19 protein-coding genes and 1 tRNA gene are annotated in these 21,457 nt (G+C 57.2%); 15 read left to right on the forward strand and 5 right to left on the reverse strand.

The genetic code is table 11. From position 1 onward, the window contains the following. The first annotated feature begins 38 nt into the window (after nt 1–38). On the forward strand, nt 39–2,165 hold the full coding sequence (locus C7H08_RS12810) for a methyl-accepting chemotaxis protein (RefSeq protein ID WP_106672531.1): 2,127 nt from the start codon (nt 39–41) through the stop codon (nt 2,163–2,165). 157 nt (nt 2,166–2,322) lie between these two features. Then, entirely contained in the window at nt 2,323–2,577 is a 255-nt protein-coding gene (locus C7H08_RS12815) for a GrxA family glutaredoxin (protein ID WP_106672534.1), read from the forward strand. An 83-nt stretch (nt 2,578–2,660) separates the two neighbouring features. On the opposite strand, the gene C7H08_RS12820 is transcribed toward C7H08_RS12815, so the two are convergent. Next, a complete protein-coding gene (locus C7H08_RS12820) occupies nt 2,661–3,923 on the reverse strand; it encodes a 6-phosphofructokinase (protein ID WP_106672536.1) in 1,263 nt (420 codons plus the stop codon). A 144-nt stretch (nt 3,924–4,067) separates the two neighbouring features. Between C7H08_RS12820 and mpl the strand changes: the two genes are divergently transcribed. From mpl to C7H08_RS12840, 4 genes are all read left to right on the forward strand, one after another. Then, nucleotides 4,068–5,462 (forward strand): UDP-N-acetylmuramate:L-alanyl-gamma-D-glutamyl-meso-diaminopimelate ligase, encoded by a 1,395-nt coding sequence (gene mpl / locus C7H08_RS12825; protein ID WP_106672539.1) that lies wholly within the window; start codon nt 4,068–4,070, stop codon nt 5,460–5,462. Beyond that, nucleotides 5,455–6,075, forward strand: a complete 621-nt coding sequence (locus tag C7H08_RS12830; protein ID WP_106672541.1) for a flavin prenyltransferase UbiX — start codon at nt 5,455–5,457, stop codon at nt 6,073–6,075. The genes mpl and C7H08_RS12830 overlap by 8 nt, the downstream gene beginning before the upstream one ends. 126 nt (nt 6,076–6,201) lie before the next feature. Next, nucleotides 6,202–7,341 carry an acyl-CoA dehydrogenase family protein gene (locus tag C7H08_RS12835; RefSeq protein WP_106672545.1) on the forward strand — a complete coding sequence of 380 codons (1,140 nt, stop codon included), beginning with the start codon at nt 6,202–6,204 and terminating at the stop codon, nt 7,339–7,341. 139 nt (nt 7,342–7,480) lie between these two features. Continuing rightward, nucleotides 7,481–9,418 carry a hypothetical protein gene (locus C7H08_RS12840; RefSeq protein ID WP_106672836.1) on the forward strand — a complete coding sequence of 646 codons (1,938 nt, stop codon included), beginning with the start codon at nt 7,481–7,483 and terminating at the stop codon, nt 9,416–9,418. Nucleotides 9,419–9,558: 140 nt separating this feature from the next. On the opposite strand, the gene C7H08_RS12845 is transcribed toward C7H08_RS12840, so the two are convergent. Further along, a tRNA-Leu gene (locus tag C7H08_RS12845) sits at nt 9,559–9,645 on the reverse strand. Nucleotides 9,646–9,899: 254 nt separating this feature from the next. Between C7H08_RS12845 and rnr the strand changes: the two genes are divergently transcribed. From rnr to alr, 8 genes are all read left to right on the forward strand, one after another. Then, nucleotides 9,900–12,341 carry a ribonuclease R gene (rnr, locus tag C7H08_RS12850; RefSeq protein ID WP_106672549.1) on the forward strand — a complete coding sequence of 814 codons (2,442 nt, stop codon included), beginning with the start codon at nt 9,900–9,902 and terminating at the stop codon, nt 12,339–12,341. Nucleotides 12,342–12,366: 25 nt separating this feature from the next. Continuing rightward, nucleotides 12,367–13,104, forward strand: a complete 738-nt coding sequence (gene rlmB, locus C7H08_RS12855; protein WP_106672552.1) for a 23S rRNA (guanosine(2251)-2'-O)-methyltransferase RlmB — start codon at nt 12,367–12,369, stop codon at nt 13,102–13,104. Between the two features lie 240 nt (nt 13,105–13,344). Then, complete coding sequence (rpsF, locus tag C7H08_RS12860) at nt 13,345–13,761, forward strand: 30S ribosomal protein S6 (protein ID WP_106672554.1); 417 nt, start codon at nt 13,345–13,347, stop codon at nt 13,759–13,761. 24 nt (nt 13,762–13,785) lie between these two features. Then, a complete protein-coding gene (gene rpsR / locus C7H08_RS12865) occupies nt 13,786–14,016 on the forward strand; it encodes a 30S ribosomal protein S18 (protein WP_044387212.1) in 231 nt (76 codons plus the stop codon). Nucleotides 14,017–14,041: 25 nt separating this feature from the next. Continuing rightward, nucleotides 14,042–14,908 carry a YybS family protein gene (locus C7H08_RS12870; RefSeq protein WP_106672556.1) on the forward strand — a complete coding sequence of 289 codons (867 nt, stop codon included), beginning with the start codon at nt 14,042–14,044 and terminating at the stop codon, nt 14,906–14,908. Between the two features lie 20 nt (nt 14,909–14,928). Next, nucleotides 14,929–15,375, forward strand: coding sequence for a 50S ribosomal protein L9 (gene rplI, locus C7H08_RS12875; protein ID WP_106672558.1), 447 nt, complete (start codon nt 14,929–14,931; stop codon nt 15,373–15,375). 148 nt (nt 15,376–15,523) lie between these two features. Continuing rightward, nucleotides 15,524–16,930, forward strand: coding sequence for a replicative DNA helicase (gene dnaB / locus C7H08_RS12880; protein WP_106672560.1), 1,407 nt, complete (start codon nt 15,524–15,526; stop codon nt 16,928–16,930). Beyond that, a complete protein-coding gene (alr, locus tag C7H08_RS12885) occupies nt 16,930–18,003 on the forward strand; it encodes an alanine racemase (protein ID WP_106672563.1) in 1,074 nt (357 codons plus the stop codon). Before dnaB ends, alr begins: the two co-directional genes overlap by 1 nt. Before the next feature lie 30 nt (nt 18,004–18,033). On the opposite strand, the gene C7H08_RS12890 is transcribed toward alr, so the two are convergent. Further along, the gene (locus tag C7H08_RS12890) at nt 18,034–18,390 is read right to left on the reverse strand and encodes a hypothetical protein (RefSeq protein ID WP_106672567.1); all 357 of its coding nucleotides are present in this window, start codon (nt 18,388–18,390) and stop codon (nt 18,034–18,036) included. A 156-nt stretch (nt 18,391–18,546) separates the two neighbouring features. On the opposite strand from C7H08_RS12890, the gene C7H08_RS12895 reads away from it, so the two are divergent. After that, entirely contained in the window at nt 18,547–19,428 is an 882-nt protein-coding gene (locus C7H08_RS12895; RefSeq protein WP_106672570.1) for a sugar nucleotide-binding protein, read from the forward strand. An 11-nt stretch (nt 19,429–19,439) separates the two neighbouring features. Here C7H08_RS12895 and fnr read toward each other — a convergent pair whose 3' ends face one another. Further along, the gene (gene fnr, locus C7H08_RS12900) at nt 19,440–20,189 is read right to left on the reverse strand and encodes a fumarate/nitrate reduction transcriptional regulator Fnr (RefSeq protein WP_106672837.1); all 750 of its coding nucleotides are present in this window, start codon (nt 20,187–20,189) and stop codon (nt 19,440–19,442) included. 283 nt (nt 20,190–20,472) lie between these two features. Then, entirely contained in the window at nt 20,473–21,396 is a 924-nt protein-coding gene (ylqF, locus tag C7H08_RS12905; RefSeq protein WP_106672573.1) for a ribosome biogenesis GTPase YlqF, read from the reverse strand. Nucleotides 21,397–21,457: the final 61 nt, after the last annotated feature.

Here is a 21,457-nt window from a genome sequence, read left to right on the forward strand (position 1 = left end):
GTCTTAGTCAGGGTTCATTCAAAAAGGTTTCGCGGTTTATGAAACAGCTTTCACTTCGCTTCAAGCTTTACGGGCTGGTTATAACGCTGCTGTTGCTGATGGGCGTGAGCATTGTCATCACCGCACAGTTGTCTCTGGGATCCATGGAAGAGCGCCTGTCCCATGAGACTCGTGCGACGGTACAGACCATTGTGATGGACCAGCTGATCGCAACGGCCGGCCAGTACGGAGAGCTGGTGACCGGTCAGTTCGAGACGGCCTACCAAACGCCCGAAGTTGTACGCAGCGTGATTACCCGAAATATCGAGGCGGACAGTTCTGGCCGGATCAGCCGGCGGGACCTGCAGGAAACCGTCGGCACTATTTTAGCCGAACAAGAGCACCTGAGCTCGATCTACGCGCAGTTTGAGCCTGACGCCTACGACGGCCAGGATATTTACTTTACCGATGGTCTGGATGAGCATAGCAGTGATCAGGGCACGCTTGAGATCTATTATTACCGTGACCCGCAAGGCAATGTTCAGTTCAGTCGCACGGAAGATCCCTCAGCCAAATACCTTGATAACCGTAATGAGTTCGGAATTCGTGAAGCGGAATGGTATCTGTGTTCCAGGGACTCTCTCAAGCCCTGCCTGATGGAGCCTTATGAATACGAGATCGAGGAAGGTTACTCCGAGTTGATGACCAGTCTGGTGGTGCCCATTCTGGATAATGGTCGTTTTGCCGGTGTCGCGGGCGTGGACATCAACCTGTCGACACTGCAGGCGACCATAACGCAGGTTAGCCAGGCCTTGTTTGACGGCGAATCGCGCGTGTCTCTGCTCAGCGAAGGTGGCCTGATTGCGGCGTCCAGTCACTATCAGGAGCATCTGGGTAGACCGCTTCAGGACGCGTTGCCGGACTTGGCCGCGGGATTTGTCCGTTTGCATCAGCAAGGCGGTCGTTTTGATAATGGCAAAACCTTGGCCGTTGCTTACCCTGTTCGTGTGGCGTTACCAGGCAGTGAATGGTCGCTGTTGATCGAGTTGCCCCGCGAAGTGGCCCTTGCCGGTGTTGAGGAAATTACCGGGCTGTTGTCGTCGGAAGTAGCAGATACCGCAGCCCGGCAAACTCTGGTGGGCGTGGTGGTGGTGCTTATGGCCATTGCCGTGCTGGTGTTACTGGTGCGCTCGGTCACCCGGCCACTGGACGAAATTCGGGACCGGATGCGAAGCCTGGCCAGTGCTGAGGGCGATCTCACCCGCGAACTGGAGATAGACACTCACGCTGAACTGATTGACCTGGCTGGCGGCTTCAACGCATTTCTTGCGCGCTTGCGAGAGATGATCGACGACCTGAAAGGTGTCAATGCACAAGTCCGAGGGCAGGCCGCAGACGTGGGCGCTATCGCCCGAGATACCGATGACCAGACCAGCCGTCAGCATCAGGATATCGACAGTGTGGTAACGGCCATGAATGAAATGTCGGCCGCGGCCGGCGAAGTGGCTGGCTTTGCCGGGGAGGCCGCTGAAAATGCCCGCGCAGCCCGTGATGGCATTCGATTCACGCAGGATACGCTTAAATCAGCCCTCAGGGGGGTGGATGCGTTGGCCGGTGACATGGGGCAGGCCAGTTCCGCCATCGGCCATGTGGCTCAGCGCAGTGAGGAAATAAACCGGATCATCGAGGTCATTCGGGGTATTGCCGAGCAGACCAACCTGCTCGCTCTGAACGCCGCGATTGAAGCTGCCCGGGCCGGAGAGCAGGGCCGTGGTTTTGCCGTGGTGGCGGACGAAGTGAGAAACCTGGCGTCAAAAACCCGCGAGTCTACCGATGAAATCAGCGCAATGATCGAGCGCCTGAAAGGGGATGTCAGTGGTGCGGTCACGGTCATACAGAGTGGTGTTGACCGTGCCACCTCGGCCGTGGATGGCACTCGCGAGGCGGATCATTCACTGGCAACCGTGGTTGAGCGTATCGGGACTATCGTTGAGCACGTGACTCAGGTTGCCACGGCGGCTGAAGAGCAGAGTTCTGTCAGCGAAGAAATCAATCGCAACCTGACACAGATCGGCGATGCCGCCACCGACCTACGCGAACTGGCGCAGCGAGTGCGCCAGAGTGGCGATGCACTCGATGGGCAAGTTCAGGTGCTGGACCGGGAACTGGGCCGTCTGAAAACCTGACAGTTCGAGCTAGCCGGGTGGGGGGGGCAGTATCGGCCGTGACTATGACAGCTATGGGCAGCATCAATTTTCAATTGATTAGTCGCATGTCATCATGGCGTCAGATTGAAAACCCTTACATTCACCGCCGGGATCATCCCTTGCGTCAGGAGGTTTTATGGAGCAGGTCACGATTTATGGCCGTACCAGTTGTGGTTTTTGTGTTCGGGCGAGAGACCTGTGTGAAGCCAGAAGCATTCCTTATACCTGGATCGACATGATTCAGCAGGGCATGAGCAAGCAAGACATCGCGGATCGCATTGGTCGTCCGGTGCACACGGTGCCGCAGATTCTGGTGGGCTCGGAATATGTCGGCGGTTGCGACGAGTTTTACGCCTATGTGCGCCAACATGAGGCGGAACTGGTGCGCTAAGAAACTGAAGAGATGTTGAACTGAGATTATAAAAAAGCCCGGCTACCAAGGTAGCCGGGCTTTTTGGTTCCAAACTGTTCAGATCAGAGGGTGAAATCCGTCCGCAGTTTTTTCTCGACCAGCTGGTTTTTCAGTTTGGCCACCTTGGGCAGGCCATCCTCAAAAGGCGGGAAGCTTTCACCGGCAATCAGCGGCTGCAAGTAATCCCGGCAATCCTGGGTGATGCCAAAGCCATCGTCGGTGATGTAGTGAATCGGCATTTTCTTTTCCTGGTTGGCCACCTCGCTCAGATTCACCTCGCCGATCGACCAGCGATACGGCTTGGCCTGTTCGCGCACGATGATAGGCATGAGTGCCTGTTTGCCAGCCAGTGCCATTTCTACCGCGATTTTGCCTACGGCGTAAGCTTGCTCGACATCAGTGGCAGAGGCAATGTGGCGAGCTGAGCGCTGCAGATAGTCTGCCACTGCCCAGTGGTATTTGTGGCCCAAGGCCTGCTTGACCATATTGGCCAGAGCCGGCGCCACGCCGCCCAGTTGGGTGTGGCCGAAAGCATCTTTGGCGCCGGCGTCCGCCACGAAACGACCGTCTTCATACTGGGCGCCTTCAGAGGCAACCACCACGCAGTAACCGTAGTCTTTCACGCACTGGTCTACCCGTGCCAGGAATGCCTCACGGTTAAACGGAATTTCCGGGAACAGGATGATGTGAGGTGGCTCACCCCCACCCTGGCCCGCCAAACCACCCGAGGCTGCAATCCAGCCGGCGTGACGGCCCATCACTTCCAGAATAAACACCTTGGTAGAGGTTTCGCACATGGACTTGATGTCCAGGCTGGCTTCCAGGGTGGAGGTGGCGATGTACTTGGCCACTGAACCGAAGCCTGGGCAGCAGTCAGTGAAGGGCAGGTCGTTGTCGACGGTTTTGGGGATACCGATGCAGGTGATCGGATAGCCCATCTTGTCAGCAATCTGGGAGACCTTGTACGCCGTATCCTGTGAGTCACCACCGCCATTATAGAAGAAGTAGCCAATGTCGTGGGCGCGGAACACTTCGATCAGCCGCTCGTACTCGCGCTGGTTTTCGGAGATGTTCTTGAGCTTGTAGCGGCAGGAGCCGAAGGCGCCGCCCGGGGTGTGGATCAACGCCTGAATGTCTTTGTCGGATTCCAGGCTGGTATCAATCAGCTCTTCTTTCAAGGCGCCGATGATGCCGTTGCGGCCGGCATAGACTTTACCGATCTGGTCCGGGTGCTCGCGCGCGGTCTGAATAACGCCACAGGCGCTGGCGTTGATAACGGCGGTAACGCCGCCAGATTGGGCATAAAATGCGTTCTTGATCGCCATCTCAGGCTGAAGCCTCCTGCTGGTTCAATGATGGCGCAGATGATACGCCAAACGTGGCGGTTTTTCATGAGCAGTTGCCGGCTCTTGACCCCGCATAGAGTATGGTAGACGCTTGGCAGGATTCAAACCGGAGGCAACACCTTAATGCACATACACATTCTGGGCATTTGCGGCACCTTTATGGGCAGCCTGGCCGTGATTGCCAGGGAGCTCGGCCACACCGTGAGTGGTTCCGATCAGGGCGTTTACCCGCCTATGAGCACCCAGCTTCAGGCCCAGGGCATTGAGCTGATGGACGGCTACCGGCCGCAGAACCTGGAACCGAAACCGGACCTGGTGTTGATAGGCAATGCCATGTCCCGTGGTAATCCAGAGGTCGAGACCGTGCTCAACCGACGCATTGATTACATGTCGGGCCCGGAATGGCTTGCCCGGGAAGTGCTGCGCCACCGCTGGGTGATGGCGGTGGCTGGCACCCACGGAAAAACCACCACCACTGCCATGTTGCTGTGGATTCTGGATCAGACCGGATTTGACGCCGGCTATCTGGTCGGGGGTGTGCCTCAAGACTTCCCGGTGTCCGCGCGGCTGGGCACCAGTGATTTCTTCGTGATCGAGGCGGATGAGTACGACAGTGCGTTCTTTGACAAACGTTCCAAGTTTATTCATTACCGCCCGAATACCCTGATTCTGAACAACCTGGAATACGACCACGCCGACATTTTCGAGAACGTCGAGGCCATCGAACGCCAGTTTCATCACCTGGTGCGGACCGTGCCATCGCAAGGGCTGATCATCCGCCCGGCGCTGGACCCGCATCTGGACAGCGCGCTCGAGATGGGTTGCTGGAGCCCGGTACAGGATACCGCGATCGGCAGCGAAGTGCCGCGCACCTCGGACTGGCGCGCCGAGCTGCTGTCAGAGGACGGCAGCCGGTTTATGGTTATCCATCATGAGCAGCCGGTGGCTATGCTGAACTGGAATCTCACTGGCCGGCACAATGTGCGCAATGCGCTGTCTGCCATTGCCGCTGCCCGCCACGTGGGCGTCACCCCGGACCATGCCGTTGCCGCACTGTGCCGGTTCTCGGGAGTGAAGCGGCGCATGGAGCTGGTGGGTGAGGTCGGCGGTGTTACCGTGTATGACGACTTTGCCCATCATCCCACCGCCATCGCGCTCACTCTGGAAGGCCTGCGCAACCGGGTCGGCGACGAGCCGATACTGGCCATCATCGAGCCCCGCTCCAACACCATGAAGCAGGGCGTGCATCAGCAAACCCTGATTCCCAGTGCTGCAGCGGCAGATCGGGTGCTCTGGGGCAACCTCAGTGACATGGACTGGTTGCCGGAGCTGGTTAACAGCTGGCGCGCCGAGCATGGCGATCTGGACCACCATGGCGTGGAGTCTTCGGTGGATGCCCTGATTGCCAGGGCGTTGGAGCAGCTGCCGGCAACCTGCCACATTGTTATCATGAGCAACGGCGGTTTTGGCGGAATTCATCAAAAACTGGTTGCCGAGTTGGAGGCGCGTCGTGGCTGAATCATCCCCGGTTATCAATCTCGCCATCACCGGCGCCTCTGGCGCGCAGTACGCGCTGCGCCTGCTGCAGTGCCTGGTTGCCGGTGGTTGTCGGGTAAACGTCATGGTCAGCCGGGCGGCGCAGGTGGTGATCGCTACCGAGACGGAGTTTCGCTTGCCCGGTTCGCCGCCGGCCATGGCGGAAGCCTTAGCCGAATACGCCGGCGCCAAGGCCGGTCAGGTGCAGGTGTTCGGCCGGGAAGACTGGTTTTCGCCGCCGGCCTCCGGCTCCGGTGAAAAGGCCCCCCTGGTAATCTGTCCCTGCAGTACCGGCACCCTGTCGGCCCTGGCCACCGGTGCCAGCAATAATCTGATTGAGCGTGCCGGCGATGTTGCTCTGAAAGAGCGCCGCCCGCTGATTCTGGTGCTGCGGGAATCGCCCTATTCGGAAGTGCACCTGGAAAACATGCTCAAGCTGACCCGCATGGGGGCCGTGATCATGCCCGCCAGTCCTGGTTTCTACCACAAGCCACAATCGCTGGACGATCTGGTGGACTTCATGGTGGCTCGGATTCTTGATCACCTTGGCCTGCCTCAGGCTCTGGTGCCTCGCTGGGGCGAAAAACAGAGCTGAGCGACACCAGCCCCGGCGATGGTTTTGGCCAAACCGATTGATGGTTTTCACCATTGAGCGAAATCCCGCCCCGCCACAGACTTGCTGAACACAATGACAAACCAACCCGTTCATCGAGGTTCAGCAATGATTCCACGTACTGTGTTTGACGCCGATCATGAAGGCTTCCGGGATTCCGTTCGCAAGTTTCTGGAACAGGAAGCCGCGCCCTATCACGCACAATGGGAAAAAGATGGTCAGGTCAGCCGGGAGCTCTGGCTAAAAGCCGGTGAGCTGGGCTTTCTGTGCCCGATGCTGCCCGAAGAATACGGCGGCGTTGGTGCCGATTTCCGCTACCCGGCGGTGATCATGGAGGAAATCTCCCGGGCTGGATTGTCCGGTATTGGCTGGGGGCTGCATTCCGACATCGTGGCGCCATATATCCTGAACTACGGTTCAGAAGAGCAGAAGCAGAAGTATCTGCCCAAAATGGCCTCCGGTGAAATGATCACAGCCATCGCTATGACCGAGCCGGGCGCGGGTTCCGACCTTCAGGGTGTAAAAACCACCGCCATCCGCAAGGACGATCATTACGTTCTGAACGGCTCCAAGACCTTTATCACCAATGGCCAGTTAGCCGATCTGGTGATCGTTGTCGCCAAGACCGACCCCAAAGAAGGCGCCAAGGGCACCAGCCTGTTGCTGGTGGAAACCGCCTGGGAAGGGTTCGAGAAAGGTCAGAACCTGAACAAGGTGGGCATGAAGGCACAGGATACCTCCGAACTGTTCTTCCAGGACGTCAAGGTCCCGGCCGGTAACCTGTTGGGCTCAATGGAAGGCCAGGGCTTTTTCCAGTTGATGCAGGAGCTGCCGGCGGAGCGCCTGCAAGTAGCCCTGACCGCTGTGGCGGCCGCAGAAGCGGCCTGGCAGTGGACTCTGGAATACGTGAAAGAGCGCAAGGCCTTCGGTAAGCCGGTAATCGCGTTCCAGAATACCCGTTTCAAACTGGCAGAACTCAAAGCTGAAATCGCCGCCGCCCGATGCTTTACCGACCGTTGCCTGGAACTGCACTTGAACAAGAAGCTGGATATCCCCACCGCGGCGATGCTCAAGCAACACACCACAGACTTGCAGTGCAAGGTGATGGACGAGTGCGTGCAGCTGCACGGTGGTTATGGCTACATGTGGGAATACCCGATTGCCCGCGCCTGGGCCGACTCCCGGGTACAGCGTATCTACGCCGGCACCAACGAGATCATGAAAGAAATCGTGGCTCGCTCGTTCTGATTACCGCCTGAAACGCCAGGCCCCGGCCCATTCCAGGGCCGGGCTGTTACCAAACTTTACAATTTGCCAAGCCGGTCAAAGTCTGCATCGGTCACATCTCCTACAGTAGCGGCACTAATAAAGATAAATGGTTGCCGCGATGAAACGCCTGATCTGTCTTACTGTTCCCTTTTTGTCTCTTGCGATCACCGGTTGCGGTGACGAATCCGATCGGCTCCCGGTCGATGGCCGTGAGTTTGACGGTGTTGAGTACGCCGAGCCGGCGCCCTATCAGGGCCGGGTGATTGACGGTTATCTGAAGAACGCTCGTGTCTGGCTGGATATGGACGGTGATGGGCAGTACACGCCTGGCCCGATGAATGTCGAGCTGACCAACGGCACGGTGGTCACCCTGGCCGCCGGCGAGCCCACGGCCATGAGTGGGGAAGGAGGCCGGTTCTCCATCGACATCTCGTCGCTGAGGGTGGACCCCGCGGTCGGCCCCAGCCTGGATCCCAGAAACTATCCGCTTTATGCCCTGGCGATTCCCGGAAAGACCCTGGAGGAAACCTATCGGGGCGACGTGGTTGTCGAGCAGGCCTACCTGATGTCGGCCAGCCCGGGAATTCGCAACGTGACGCCGCTGACCACCCTGGCCAGATTCCGGGCCGACGCGGCGCGCAGAAACAGCCTCAGTCCGGTCAGTGACAGTGAGTTGGCGAATCTTGATGGTCTCAATCTCTGGCAGGATTACATCATTGCCGGTGATGAACGAGCCCATGCTTATGCCCGAGCGTTGGCCCGGTTCATGGCCAGTCAGATTCCTGACTCCTACAATCAGGTGTTGTCCCAGCCGGGAAGTGATGGCACTGAACGTCACATGAGCACCGATGCGGTGTTCCTGCTGGGTTACTCTCTGGTGCAGAATGCCAGTGATGTCATCGCCGTGGTCGATGCTGCCGCCGCCGGCAACTTCAGCAATATCGATGTTGATGTGCTGGACCTGCCTGAGGTGCCGGTGGAGCTGGCTAACCCTGTGCTGTTGACCGGTCAGCAAGTCTTGGCGCACTCCAGGCGTGGGCAAGGCCTGCCAACCAGCACCTCCGATCTGGAACTCTCAGCCGAGCTGTTTTTCGATTACACCGAAGATGGCCAGCTGCTCTCGGTCTCCAGCCGGGGCTGCATCGCGCCTTCGCTGCCTGAGCTGGCCCGTTTGATTCAGGTGGACGGTTATATGGCACAACTGAAAACCCAGTGGCTGCCGACGGCAGCCCTTTCCTTAGAAAGTCGGAACCGATATGAAGAAGAGGGCGATGCGATTCACGAAAGGATCGTCTTCGACTGGAACAACAATCGTGCTTTCTTTGATACGGTTACCCAGTGCCACGTGGACACTTGGGAGGTGTTACCGGAAAGCTCTGAACTGGATGGCACGGCGGAAGTGTCCTGGAGTTGGACAGAGAGCAATACTGGTGTCGAGCTGATTGAACGGTTTGGCGTATCCGGAAGTGAGCGTCGAAGATTGATCACGTTGCAGGGTAACTCGCCGACAGCGTTATTGGGAGCAGGCAGGCCGGATTGGGTAACCGGTTACCGGGTGGCCCGCAATGCAATCTTTGAAGCCGAGCTCAGTTTTGTTCAGCCCGATGAATCCTGCATCCCGGAAAATACCGACCGAAACCCCCGTGATGATGCAGCCCAGTACGTCACCCATCTGTTCCCCTTTGTCTATTCCGGCGATACCGAAGCCGCCAGCAGCTTTGGACCTCGGGCCTACGAATACGATGCCAGGCTAGTAGATGGTTTGAACATAGAGCGATTGTTAAAACTGCCGTTGCTGAATTCTGCCTGGGCCGCTCTGGCGGAGGTGAACTCGGATGATGGCGCTTTCCAGTGGCAGCTGTACTATCCGAGACTGGATGCGGTCAGTCTGGGTCAGAATCGACCTAACTTGATTCAGAGTGCCTATCTTATGGATGCCTCGACCGTAGCAACGTGTGGCACCTCGTTTCTGGATGTGCCCAGAAACGCGTTTGCCCGAGTGGATTATGAGTATCAGACGCTGTCGGACTATCTGGTAGGGTTGCTGGCGGAATAGCCGTGAGGGCGATGTGTTTCGGCTTGTCGCCCGAGTTTAATCGTATAAAGTTGTAGAGCACAGAAAATGCACAACAAGATGTCTGGCTGAGCGGCTGGAAAAATAGGTCTTTGGTGCGTGCCATTTCTTGGGGAAAGAAATGGTGCCGAGGAGAGGACTTGAACCTCCACGGGGTTGCCCCCACTAGCACCTGAAGCTAGCGTGTCTACCAATTTCACCACCTCGGCAGGTGATTTGCAGTTCGCTGTTAGTTTGTTGAAAACTTAGCGTTTCTGCCATCTCAGCAAGGTTTGCCCTCAACTGATGGCGCGTACTTTAATAATTCCCTCATGAGCTGTCAAACTTTTTTTCTTAAAAAAGTTTTTGACGTATTTATGCCTATAAATTGCGCCCCGATTATGCACGTTTGCTATACCAACGTTATACTGGAGGCACAACGAATATCGCCGCCTTTATTGCGGCCTGAATAGCAAGGATCCGAATGGTTTCCAAGAAAAAAGAAGGACGGGACCCGCACGCTGACCGTGAGGCCCAGAAGTATGATAACCCGATCCAGAGCCGGGAATTTATTCTCAAACACCTGAAAGAACGCGGTGCACCGGCCACTCATGAGACGCTGTGCCAGGAACTGGGGCAGGAATCTGAGGAAGGTGTCGAGGCGTTGCGCCGTCGCCTTATCGCCATGTGTCGCGACGGCCAACTGATCTGCAATCGTCGGGATGCGTTCTTGCCTATAGAAGAAGCCGATCTGGTAACGGGCCGGATTGTCGGGCACAAAGATGGCTTTGGCTTTCTGATCCCGGATGACGAAGGTTCCGATCTGTTCCTGACGGCGCGCCAGATGCGTCAGGTGTTTCACGGCGACCGGGTAGCGGCACGAGTGGATCGCGTGGATGATCGTGGTCGTCGTGAAGGTGTGATTGTTGAGGTGCTTGAGTACCGCACGTCGCAGACGGTGGGTCGCTTTTTCAAAGAGAGCGGCATTGCCTTTGTGGTGCCTGAGAATGCGCGCATCAACCATGAAATTCTGGTGCCGGACGAGCATATTGGCAAGGCCGTGCACGGTCAGTATGTGGTTGTGGAAATCATGCGTCAGCCTACGGTGCGCACCCAGCCTACCGGCCGGATACTCGAAGTGCTAGGCGAGCATATGGCGCCTGGTATGGAAATCGACGTCGCAATCCGCTCGTACGATATTCCCCACAGCTGGCCGCCCGCAGCGGGCGAGCAAGCAGCGGCCATTCCTGACGAGGTGACGGAAAAAGATAAGGCCAATCGGGTGGATATCCGCAATATGCGGTTGGTCACCATCGATGACGAGACCGCCCGGGACTTCGATGACGCTATTTTCTGTGAGCCTCGCCCCCGTGGCGGCTATCGTCTGGTCGTAGCCATCGCCGATGTGTCTCATTACGTAAGGCCGGGTTCACCGCTTGATGAAGAAGCGATTCAGCGTGGCAACTCGGTTTATTTCCCGGACCATGTGGTGCCGATGCTGCCGGAGAAACTCTCCAATGGCCTGTGTTCCCTGAATCCGGGTGTTGACCGGTTGTGTATGGTGGCGGACATGACCATCAGTGCGGCGGGCAACATCAGCGGTTACACCTTCTATCAGGCAGTAATGCACAGTCACGCCCGATTGACCTACAACAAGGTCAGTGCCATGTTGGAGCACCCTGACACCGAGCAGGGTTATAAGTTGAGCGCCCATTACGCAGACCTGTTGCCGCATCTGCACAACCTGTACGAGTTATACAAGTTGCTTCGCCGTGCGCGTACCGAGCGGGGAGCCATCGATTTCGAAACCACGGAAACCAAGATCGTCTTCGATGCCGAGCGCAAGATTGAAGAGATCGTGCCTGTACACCGCAACGATGCCCACAAGATTGTTGAAGAATGCATGCTGTGCGCCAACGTGGCGACGGCGCGCTTCCTCAAGAAGCATGAGGTGCCGTCACTGTATCGGGTGCACGATGGCCCTTCCGAGGAGCGTCTGGGCAATCTTCGGCTGTTCCTCAGTGAGCTCGGCCTGCAGTTGGGCGGTGGCGACAAGCCAACGTCGGCAGACTACCAGCAACTGCTTGCCCAGGTGGCCGACCGGAGCGATGCCAATGTCATCCAGATGGTGATGTTGCGTTCGCTGAGTCAGGCGGTGTACAGCCCGGAAGAGAGCGGACACTTTGGTCTGGGCTTTTCCAGCTATGCTCACTTCACCTCCCCGATCCGTCGTTACCCGGATCTCATTGTGCACCGGGGGATCAAGTCCCGTATTCACAATCCGGACGTGAAGAAGGACGTGGTCTCGCCCAAGGTCGCAGATCCTGAGTTGGCGGTTTATCCCTACGATTACGCCAAAGTAAAACAGCTGGGTGAGCATTGCTCGATGACTGAGCGGCGCGCCGATGATGCCACGCGTGATGTGATGGCGTGGCTCAAGTGTGAGTTCCTTCGCGATCATGTCGGTGAGGAGCACGACGGTGTTATCGCCGCAGTCACGCCTTTCGGTTTCTTTGTGCAGTTGGCGGAGATTTACATCGAAGGCCTGGTGCATGTGTCGACGCTGAGTGGCGATTATTTCCATCACGACTCGGCCAAGCACCGCATGATTGGTGAGCGCACAGCGGTGAGCTTCCGTCTGGGTGATGAAGTGCGGGTTCGCGTTGTCCGGGTTGGTATGGAAGACCGCAAGATTGACCTGGAGCTGATCAGTACGCCGAAAAAGCGCACCGAGGATCGCGACGCCCTGGACCTGTCCAAGCGTGAAACCCGCAGTAAGGGTGACCGCAGTGGCAAGGGTGGCAAGCGTGGCAAGTCGGGCGGCGCAAAAGACAGACTGACTTCTGAGGCCGCCAGAGAGGCGTCCCGGAATGCCGGAAAGGGCAAGCCATCTGCTGCAGGCAGAAAGCGCAAACCCCGGTCGTAATCCGCTGCACAGGAAGTAATGGCTAGTGTCTCAGGAATATGTATTTGGCTGGCATGCCGTCGATGCGGTGCTCAAGCGGGAGCCCGAGCGAATCCAGCAAGTCTGGATTCAGACCGGTCGTCAGGATAAACGGGTAAAATCGGTTACCGGCGCGCTGGATGGTCTTGGGGTGCAATGGAAGGTGGTGCATCGCCGGGAGCTGGATGAGCGTGTTGGTGGCGTCCATCAGGGTGTGGTGGCTGAGGTCAGCGAAAGTCGCGAGTGGACTGAGGCTGATCTGATGGCCCAGTTGGCGGCCAGCGATAAGCCACCGTTCCTGCTGGTGCTCGATGGTGTAACCGACCCCCATAACCTGGGGGCCTGTATGCGCACGGCGGATGCCGTAGGGGTGCAGGCGGTAATTGTGCCTAAAGACAAGTCCGCCTCGCTGACGCCGGTGGCCCGCAAGGTGGCCTGCGGGGCGGCGGAGACGGTACCCTTTGTCAGGGTCACCAATCTGGCCCGCCTTCTGCGTGAGTTGAAAGACCAGGGTGTCTGGCTGATTGGCGCCGCTGGTGAGTCGGACGCCAATCTTTATCAGGCAAACTTCAAAGGCCCGGTGGCCCTGGTGATGGGTGCGGAAGGTAAAGGTATGCGCCGGCTGACCCGTGAGCATTGCGATCAGTTGATCAACATTCCGATGCTTGGTCACGTTGACAGTCTGAATGTGTCGGTGGCCACCGGTGTCTGCCTGTACGAAGCCCTGCGCCAGCGGCTCGGTTAAGCCTTGCACAACATTCCCCATGCGCATAGAATACGTGACCCCTTTTCCAAGGGGTGGTTTTGTATTGCCTGATGTCGGGTCTGCAGAATCTCGCTTTTAGTCAGGCCTTCTCTTATAAGGCTTTGCTGCTAAAGCAAAAGAAGCCGGCAGCTTTGCTGCCACCTCCTTGCTTTCATGCTCGGGAACGGGGCTTACCGCGCCCGCCGCAGAAGGAAGCTGTTCAAACCGTAGGGAGAACTCATGCGTCACTACGAAATCGTATTTATGGTACATCCGGATCAAAGCGAGCAAGTGCCCGCGATGATCGAGCGTTATACCGGCGTCATCACTGAAGATGGCGGCAAGGTACATCGCCTGGAAGATTGGGGCCGTCGTCACCTGGCTTACCCGATCAACAAGATTCACAAAGCTCACTACGTGCTGATGAACGCCGAATGTTCACAAGCCGCTATGGACGAGCTGACTCATAACTTCCGGTTCAACGATGCCATCATCCGCGAACTGATTCTGCGTCGTGACGAGGCTGTTACTGACATGTCTCCGATGAAGGCCGCCGAGTCCCGCGAGGACCGTCGTTCTGGCGGAGATGAGCGTCCACGTCGTTCGGCCGAATCTGACGATCGTCAGAACGACGATTCCCAGGACGAAGAAGAGTAATTTACCGGAGTTAGGAGTTACGTTATGGCTCGTTTTTTCAGACGTCGTAAGTTCTGCCGCTTTACGGCAGAGGGTGTTAAGGAGATCGATTACAAGGATCTGGACACCCTGAAAGGCTACATCACTGAAACCGGCAAAATCGTGCCCAGCCGTATTACCGGCACCAAAGCACGTTATCAGCGTCAGCTGGCTACCGCTATCAAGCGCGCCCGCTACCTGGCACTGCTGCCGTATACGGATAGCCACGATCAATAAGCACAGATAGACAGGACCCGGGACCATGCGTGCACTGGCACAATTTGTAATGCGCGGTCCCCTGCAGGCCGGCGGAGTTGCAGCAGTTACCACTGCCGTACCTTTGTTGTTCTGGATTGGCGCAGCAGTTATTGGCCTGGTCATTCTGAGACTGGGCGTCCGGCAGGGGCTGAGTATCGGTCTGTGGGCGTTAATGCCCGCGTTGGGCTGGGCCGTTTACGGTCAGGATCCGACGTCGCTGGTGGTGCTGTTGCAGGTGATGCTGATGGCGTCGATCCTCAGAACATCCCTGGCCTGGGAAAGAGCGCTGCTAGCCGGTGCTTTTCTGGCCATACTGACCGGGTTGTTGTTGCCCGTTATGTACCCGGCACTTCTGGACGAACTGGTTCAGGCAGGTATCGGGTTTTACGAGCAATACAACGCCGAAGTGGCCCGGACTTTAGGCAGCGATCTTGAGCTGATCATCCGGGACACTATGAACGCAAGTATGGCGGGCACCTATTTCGCCACAGCCGTCGGTATGACGATGCTGGCGAGGGCGTGGCAGGCGGGGCTTTATAACCCCGGCGGATTCCGTAAGGAATTTCATGCCCTGAGGTTGTCTCCAGCCATTGCGGTTGTGTGTGCGGTCACCATGGTGATCGGCCCGGTACTGGGGCTCAACTCCATGCTGCTGGCTTGGGCAGCGGGAACCCCGCTGTTCATTGCAGGGCTGGCGATTGTGCACGGTGTGGTTGGTCGTAAGCAGTTGAGTGGTAACTGGCTGGCAATGTTTTACGTTGCGCTGGTGCTGCTGGGTCCAAGTCTGATGATGCTGATGTTGGTTATGGCTTTTGTGGATAGCTGGCTGGACATCCGGGGGCGAATAAAACCCGCCGGGCCGGCTGAATAAAGCACGAAGAGGTTAACGAGATGGAAGTTATTCTGCTCGAGAAAGTAGCAAACCTTGGCTCTCTGGGCGACAAGGTAAAGGTTAAGGCCGGTTACGGTCGTAATTTCCTGCTGCCGTATGGCAAAGCTGTTCCTGCCACGGCCGCAAACGTACAGGCGTTCGAAGAGCGTCGCGCTGAACTGGAAAAGGCTGCCGCGGATAAGCTGGCGACTGCCCAGGCCCGCGCTGAGGCTCTGGAAGGCGCTTCCTTCACCATCACCTCCAAGGCTGGTGAAGAAGGCAAGCTGTTTGGCTCTATCGGTGTTCGTGATATCGCAGATGTTGTTTCTGCTGGCGGCACCGAAGTCGAAAAGAGCGAAGTTCGTCTGCCGGAAGGCCCGCTTCGGGTGACCGGTGAGTATGAAGTTGAGCTGCAGCTGCACAGCGACGTTGAAGTGACCATCAAGCTGGCGGTTGTTGCCGAGTAATCGGTTGCCACGGTTTGTTGATCATATAGAGTGATAAGGCCTCTGGCTTTAGCATTCTGAAACGAGCCCGAACCGGAAACGGTTTCGGGCTCGTTGCTTTCTGGTATTCTTGTCCCCGGTTTATTCATTTCATACTTGTCTGGTACCTATGGCCAACCCTACGTTCAAATCTGCGTCGATTGATCCGGAAACCAGTCGTATCAAAGTGCCACCTCATTCCGTGGAAGCGGAGCAGGCGGTGCTTGGCGGCCTGATGCTGGACAACCGGCGTTTTGACGAAATTTCCGAGATTATTTCGGCGGTGGATTTTTATCGCCAGGATCACAAGCTGATCTTTGGTGCGGTAGAGCGCCTGGCCAGCGAGAACGAACCGCTTGATGTGGTCACGCTGGCTGAGTTTCTGGAGCGGGCCGGGGATATTGAAGATGCCGGTGGGCTGTCCTATCTGGCCGAGCTGGCTGAGAAAACGCCGGGTGCCTCGAACATCAAGGCGTATGCAGAGATCGTCAAGGAGCGGTCGATTTTGCGTCAGCTTTTGGTGGTTTCGGGTGCCATTTCAGATTCTGCGTTTAATCCTCAGGGTCGCAAGAGTGCCGAAATACTGGACGAAGCAGAGCGCAGCGTTTTTCAGATTGCCGAGGCTCGCACTAAAGAAGGTTCCGGGCCCAAGGCCATCAACCCGATTCTCGCCACCGCGTTAAGTCGTATCGAAGAACTGTTTGAGTCCGGTGAGCAGACTACGGGCCTGACCACCGGGTTCCGGGACCTGGATGACCAGACGTCAGGTATGCAGCCGGCCGATTTGATCATCGTGGCAGGGCGGCCCTCGATGGGTAAGACCACCTTCGCCATGAACATCGTTGAGAATGCCCTGATCAGCACCAGCACCCCCATCCTGGTGTTCAGCATGGAAATGCCGGCAGACGCGCTGGCGATGCGTATGTTGTCTTCGCTTGGGCGTATTGACCAGACCAAGGTGCGCAGCGGCAAACTGGATGAAGACGATTGGCCCCGCCTGACATCTGCGGTGAGTCTGCTCAAAGACAAGCCGTTGTACATTGATGACACGCCCGGCCTGAGCCCTACCGAAATGCGCTCTCGTGCCCGGCGGATTGCCCGGGAAAACGACGGCAAGATTGGCCTGATCATGGTCGATTACCTGCAGCTGATGCGAGTGCCCGGCAACTCCGAAGGCCGTACCGCCGAGATTTCTGAAATTTCGCGCTCTCTCAAGGGCATCGCCAAGGAGCTGAGTTGCCCGGTGGTGGCGCTCTCGCAGCTCAACCGGAGCCTGGAGCAGCGGCCCAATAAGCGGCCGATTAACTCGGATCTACGCGAATCCGGGGCGATCGAGCAGGATGCGGATGTCATCATGTTTGTCTACCGAGACGAGGTGTACAACGAGGACACCCAGGATAAAGGCATTGCCGAGATCATTATCGGCAAGCAACGGAATGGCCCGATCGGGACCATCCGCCTGGCGTTTATCGGCAAATACACCAAGTTTGAAGACCTGGCGCACGGTGATTACGGTGATTACGGTGGAGATTATTAATGCCGCGCAGTACGGTTGCCAGCATTGATCTGGAGGCCCTCAGATTCAACTATCGACTGGCTTGCGAAAAGGCCGGTGGAGCCCGGGCTATGGCTGTTATCAAAGCCGATGGCTATGGCCATGGTATCGCAGCAGTCGCCAGCGCACTGGCGGAAGACGCTGGGAAATACGCCGTCGCCTGCATTGAAGAGGCGCTCGCCATCCGTGACAGCGGCCTCAAACAGCCAGTGGTGTTGTTGCAGGGTGTGCATGCCGGGCCTGACTTCAGTGGCTGCGCCGAGTATGGCTTTGAGCCGGTGGTGCATTGCCATCAGCAATTGCAGTGGCTCACCAAAGGTCCTGTGCCGAGATTCTGGTTGAAGGTAAACACCGGGATGAATCGGCTAGGCTTTCGCCCGGAAGATCTGCAGGGCGTGATTGCCGGCTTGGAAACGGCAGGGCAAAAACACCGGCTTATCGGGTTTGTCACACACTTTGCATGCGCAGATGATCTCAACAGTTTCATGACCACAGTGCAGACCCGCTGTTTTGAGGCGGCGACAGCCCCCTGGCCGGATCTGATGCGCAGCGTCGGCAACTCCGCCGCGCATTTTCGCTCCGATCAACCGCTTTATGACTGGAGCCGGCCCGGTATCATGCTGTACGGGGCGTCACCGATGATCGGTAAATCCGGCCTTGACCTGGGCCTGCGCCCGGTAATGACATTGCAGGCGCCCCTGATCAGTAGCCGTGTAGTGCGGGCCGGTGAATCAATTGGTTATGGCGCCACCTGGGTGGCGGATCAGGATACCCGGATGGGCATGGTGGCCATCGGTTACGGCGACGGCTACCCTCGCCACGCCGGCACCGGCACACCCGCTGCGATTGGGGGTAAGCGAGTTCGCCTGTTAGGGCGAGTGTCCATGGACATGCTGGCGGTCGACCTCACCATGGCGCCAGAAGCCCGGGAAGGGGACTTGGTGGAGCTTTGGGGATCGACGGTCAGCGTTGACGAAGTCGCCGCCTGTGCCGGCACCATTGGTTATGAGCTGCTAACCGGCGTTACCGCCCGGGTGCCCCGGATCTGTGGTTGATCAGCAGGTCCTTCGCGGCCCCGCCCGGGGTCAGGGGGTCTCTGGTTCATGAATAATTTCTTCGATAAAGTCGAGAATGGCGGCCAGGCTGCGGTCATCCAGTTTTTTCAGTACCTTATGGACCACCATCTTGCTGCCCTTAAGCATGCTGCCGATGCCCATTTTAGCCATGCCCATCATCATGCTGCTGGCATTTAGGCGGCGCAGGGGTTCGAGGAAGAAAAAGTCGAGGCCTTGTTCGGTCAGTTCGACAATCAGATTGAAAAGTTTTTCGATGGCTTCCTTGTCGGCTTTGCCGCGCTCCTTTAGCTCGCAGACGGTGTAAAGGGCCCGTGTACGCAGCTCGTCAGGGATGGGTGCCACGATATGGCTTTGTTGTTTCAGCATAGAGGTTCCTGTTGTTGTATGCTCGACAGTGAGGCTTTAATTAACACCGGCGGTTAAGGCTGCATGATAGTGCAGCAAACTGATTGCCCAGGCCATTGGCCTGAGTGATTGGTCAAGCCCGTCATATCAGTGATATTCCGGAGGCAGTGATTCAACGTGCATGTACTTGTAGTTCACGACTATGGCCCGCTGGGCAAGGTGCTTCTGGAGCGGTTGCGAAAAACCCACCTACAAGTGAGTCCGCTGCTGGTCAGCGATCCAGCTAATGCCGATCTGCATGCTCTGGAAAGCTGGATTCCAGACGATACTGACTTGATTGTTAACGCCCTTTGGCTGGTCAACCCGGAAAAGGCGGAGCACGATCGGGAGTCGACACATCAGGTGGCATTTTCGTTACCTCTGGCGTTGGGAGAGTATGCCCGGGACAGAAAAATGGCGCTGTTGCAGCTGTCTTCCTGTTACGTTTTTGATGGCAGAAAGCAGGCCGCCTATATTTCATCCAATCCGGGCCAGCCAATGAACGAGCTTGGCCGCTGGCAATGGGAGTGCGAGCAGGCGTTGCGAACCGTTTTGCCGATGCACATTATTCTTCGGACTGGCTGGAGTCTTGCGCGTTTTGTTCGGAAGGTTCAGAGGAGCGCGACCGGTAGCGATGGCCTGTTTTTGCCGGGGCGCTGCCGAGGGCAGCCGGTGGCGGTGCAGGATCTGGCGCGGGTAATTACCGCCATGGTATTGCAGGTGGACTGCGGTGCCGAAGCCTGGGGAACGTATCAGTACGCCGGGTCTGAGGAGATCAATCTGTACGAGCTCGGGTTGGCGATTACCGGCATGCCCGGCATACCTGAGGGTATCCGGATTGTGGATAAAGTGCCGGAGTGGGGCTATCTGGAGCCGGTAAACACCACGATGGCCTGTAGCAAGATCAGGAACATTTTTGGTATCAAGCAGTTATCTTGGCGAACCTGGTTGCCAGAGGAGCTTGTGTTGCTGAAAGCGAGCGCCGAGGCAGGCAACAAAAAGGAGCCGGCGGGTTTCTGAACCCGCCGCTGTTACTGTCCGCCCTGTCGTGCGAAATCCCGGGTGACCAATTGTAAGGCCTCGACATCCAGAAGCTCTACTTCCCGGCCCCGCGCGCGGATGATCCCCTGGTTCTGAAAGCGGGTAAATACCCGGCTGACGGTTTCTACGGCCAGGCCGAGGAAGTTGGCAATGTCATTCCTTGCCATGGGCAGGCTGAAGTTGGTGGGCGACATTCTGCGCCGACGGAATCGGCTGGAGAGCGACAGCAGAAGGGCTGCGATCCGCTCTTCCGCAGTATTTTTGCTCAGAAGCATGGCCAACTGGTGACTGTTCTGAATTTCCTGGCTCATCAGACGGTACATGTGGTGCTGCAGCTCGGGCAGTTTGCCGGTCAGCTCTTCCAGTTTGTCGATCGGGAATTCGCAAACGCTGGTGCGTTCCAGCACCTTGGCGGTGCAGGCGTAATTCTCGCCACTCAGGCTGTCTAGACCCACCAGTTCGCCAGGCATGAAAAAGCCGGTCACCTGCTCTTCACCACTCTCGGTAATGATGGACGTCTTGACGGAACCGCTCTTAACCGCAAAACAGGATTTGAACGGCGTACTCTGATCGAAGATGTGCTCGCCACGGTTGTAGATCCGCCCCTGCTGAACAATGTCTTCCAGCCGGTCCAGATCGTTTTCCTCAATGGCTAGAGGGAGGCAAAGGTTGCTCAGGCTGCACTGGTTACATGAGGCCTTGAGGGGAGATACCTGGTGAAGTTGTATTGCCTGGGCCATAGTTAACGAACCATCCGGGTTGATCCATATCAGACCACACAAACGTGTGATCATTGTCATTCCTGATTGGCAAACGTTGCCATTGCCCTCTGCGCAAAGGCAACGCCAAGGGCTATTCGAGTACGTTTACATGTAGCCGACACCCTCGGCGCGATTGCTTCAGCAGCGGGTTTTCATAGATTGATCGTGGTCAAGTATAGCAAAAAAATATAGCGTTATGGGCCAATTTTCAAGATTGCTCCATGCCTTGCGCAGTGGCACAGCGGGTAGGTTTTTGCGCGTGTCAGCGTGAGGTTTTCTTCCATTGTTCGGTGCGCGCGAGCTTATCGGCCGCCTGGGCCTCTTCACGGGCCCTGGCTTCCTGCAACTCTTGCTCCACCATGGCCGGGGTTTCAAGTGATATCCGGCCGAGGACGCCGGCCCTGAGCTCGTTCAACAGTATCTCTGATACCTTGTGGAGGTCCGGGATGCCGCCGCGGCGGAAGAACTTTCGTTTTTCAGCTATTGCATCCATCAGGGCAAGTCCATCCGCAGGCTGCTGGTCCAGTCCATAACGGGCCATGACCAGCTCCGAATAATGTTTAATAAGGTACTCCGCCTCGAACATCGCCACGTCCTCAAAGTCCAGCACGGCGCTGCGAATCGCACCGGTAATGGCCAGACGATAGCCGCACGCTTCAGGAGACAGTTTTGGCCAGAGGAAACCCGGAGTATCGTACAACAGAATATTATTCGGAAGTTTGATGGCTTGTTGGGCCCGGGTAACCGCAGGCTCGTTGCCGGTTTTCGCCGCCGGCCGGCCGGCCAGCGTATTGATCAGCGTAGACTTGCCGACATTTGGGATGCCGAGGATCATGACTCGGAGCGCGCTTTTCTGCCGGTCATGGCCTGGCGTCAGTTCTTCCGCCAGCTTGAGGATGCCCAGTGCTTCCTGGCGCTGGTTATGGGTCAGGGTGATGGCACGAACACCGCGTTCCTGTTCAAACCACTTGAGCCACTGCTCAGTGATGGCCGGGTCTGCCAGGTCGCGTTTGTTCAGAACCTTGATCAGCGGTGTATCCCCTCGTAAAGAAGGCACCAGCGGGTTCTCGCTACTAAACGGAATGCGGGCGTCGACCACCTCGATGATCAGATCCATCTGAGGCATGACTTTCTTGATCTCCTTTCGGGCCTTGTGCATATGCCCTGGAAACCAGTTAATGGCCATGATGTGTGCTCCGCTCGGTGTTTGAAGGCGCCATTATGCAGGGGAATGACCAAATTTTCAT

It is taken from the genome of Marinobacter halophilus, assembly GCF_003007685.1.
Classification (GTDB): domain Bacteria; phylum Pseudomonadota; class Gammaproteobacteria; order Pseudomonadales; family Oleiphilaceae; genus Marinobacter; species Marinobacter halophilus.

What these genes read in the sequence shown, in the direction of transcription:
- C7H08_RS12870 (WP_106672556.1), top strand. Translation starts at nt 14,042, where the DNA reads ATGCGTGCACTGGCACAATTTGTAATGCGCGGTCCCCTGCAGGCCGGC.
- fnr (WP_106672837.1), bottom strand. Translation starts at nt 20,189, where the DNA reads ATGGCCCAGGCAATACAACTTCACCAGGTATCTCCCCTCAAGGCCTCA.
- C7H08_RS12835 (WP_106672545.1), top strand. Translation starts at nt 6,202, where the DNA reads ATGATTCCACGTACTGTGTTTGACGCCGATCATGAAGGCTTCCGGGAT.
- C7H08_RS12810 (WP_106672531.1), top strand. Translation starts at nt 39, where the DNA reads ATGAAACAGCTTTCACTTCGCTTCAAGCTTTACGGGCTGGTTATAACG.
- C7H08_RS12840 (WP_106672836.1), top strand. Translation starts at nt 7,481, where the DNA reads ATGAAACGCCTGATCTGTCTTACTGTTCCCTTTTTGTCTCTTGCGATC.
- rplI (WP_106672558.1), top strand. Translation starts at nt 14,929, where the DNA reads ATGGAAGTTATTCTGCTCGAGAAAGTAGCAAACCTTGGCTCTCTGGGC.
- C7H08_RS12890 (WP_106672567.1), bottom strand. Translation starts at nt 18,390, where the DNA reads ATGCTGAAACAACAAAGCCATATCGTGGCACCCATCCCTGACGAGCTG.
- rpsR (WP_044387212.1), top strand. Translation starts at nt 13,786, where the DNA reads ATGGCTCGTTTTTTCAGACGTCGTAAGTTCTGCCGCTTTACGGCAGAG.
- dnaB (WP_106672560.1), top strand. Translation starts at nt 15,524, where the DNA reads ATGGCCAACCCTACGTTCAAATCTGCGTCGATTGATCCGGAAACCAGT.
- mpl (WP_106672539.1), top strand. Translation starts at nt 4,068, where the DNA reads ATGCACATACACATTCTGGGCATTTGCGGCACCTTTATGGGCAGCCTG.
- C7H08_RS12820 (WP_106672536.1), bottom strand. Translation starts at nt 3,923, where the DNA reads ATGGCGATCAAGAACGCATTTTATGCCCAATCTGGCGGCGTTACCGCC.
- ylqF (WP_106672573.1), bottom strand. Translation starts at nt 21,396, where the DNA reads ATGGCCATTAACTGGTTTCCAGGGCATATGCACAAGGCCCGAAAGGAG.
- alr (WP_106672563.1), top strand. Translation starts at nt 16,930, where the DNA reads ATGCCGCGCAGTACGGTTGCCAGCATTGATCTGGAGGCCCTCAGATTC.
- rpsF (WP_106672554.1), top strand. Translation starts at nt 13,345, where the DNA reads ATGCGTCACTACGAAATCGTATTTATGGTACATCCGGATCAAAGCGAG.
- C7H08_RS12815 (WP_106672534.1), top strand. Translation starts at nt 2,323, where the DNA reads ATGGAGCAGGTCACGATTTATGGCCGTACCAGTTGTGGTTTTTGTGTT.
- rnr (WP_106672549.1), top strand. Translation starts at nt 9,900, where the DNA reads ATGGTTTCCAAGAAAAAAGAAGGACGGGACCCGCACGCTGACCGTGAG.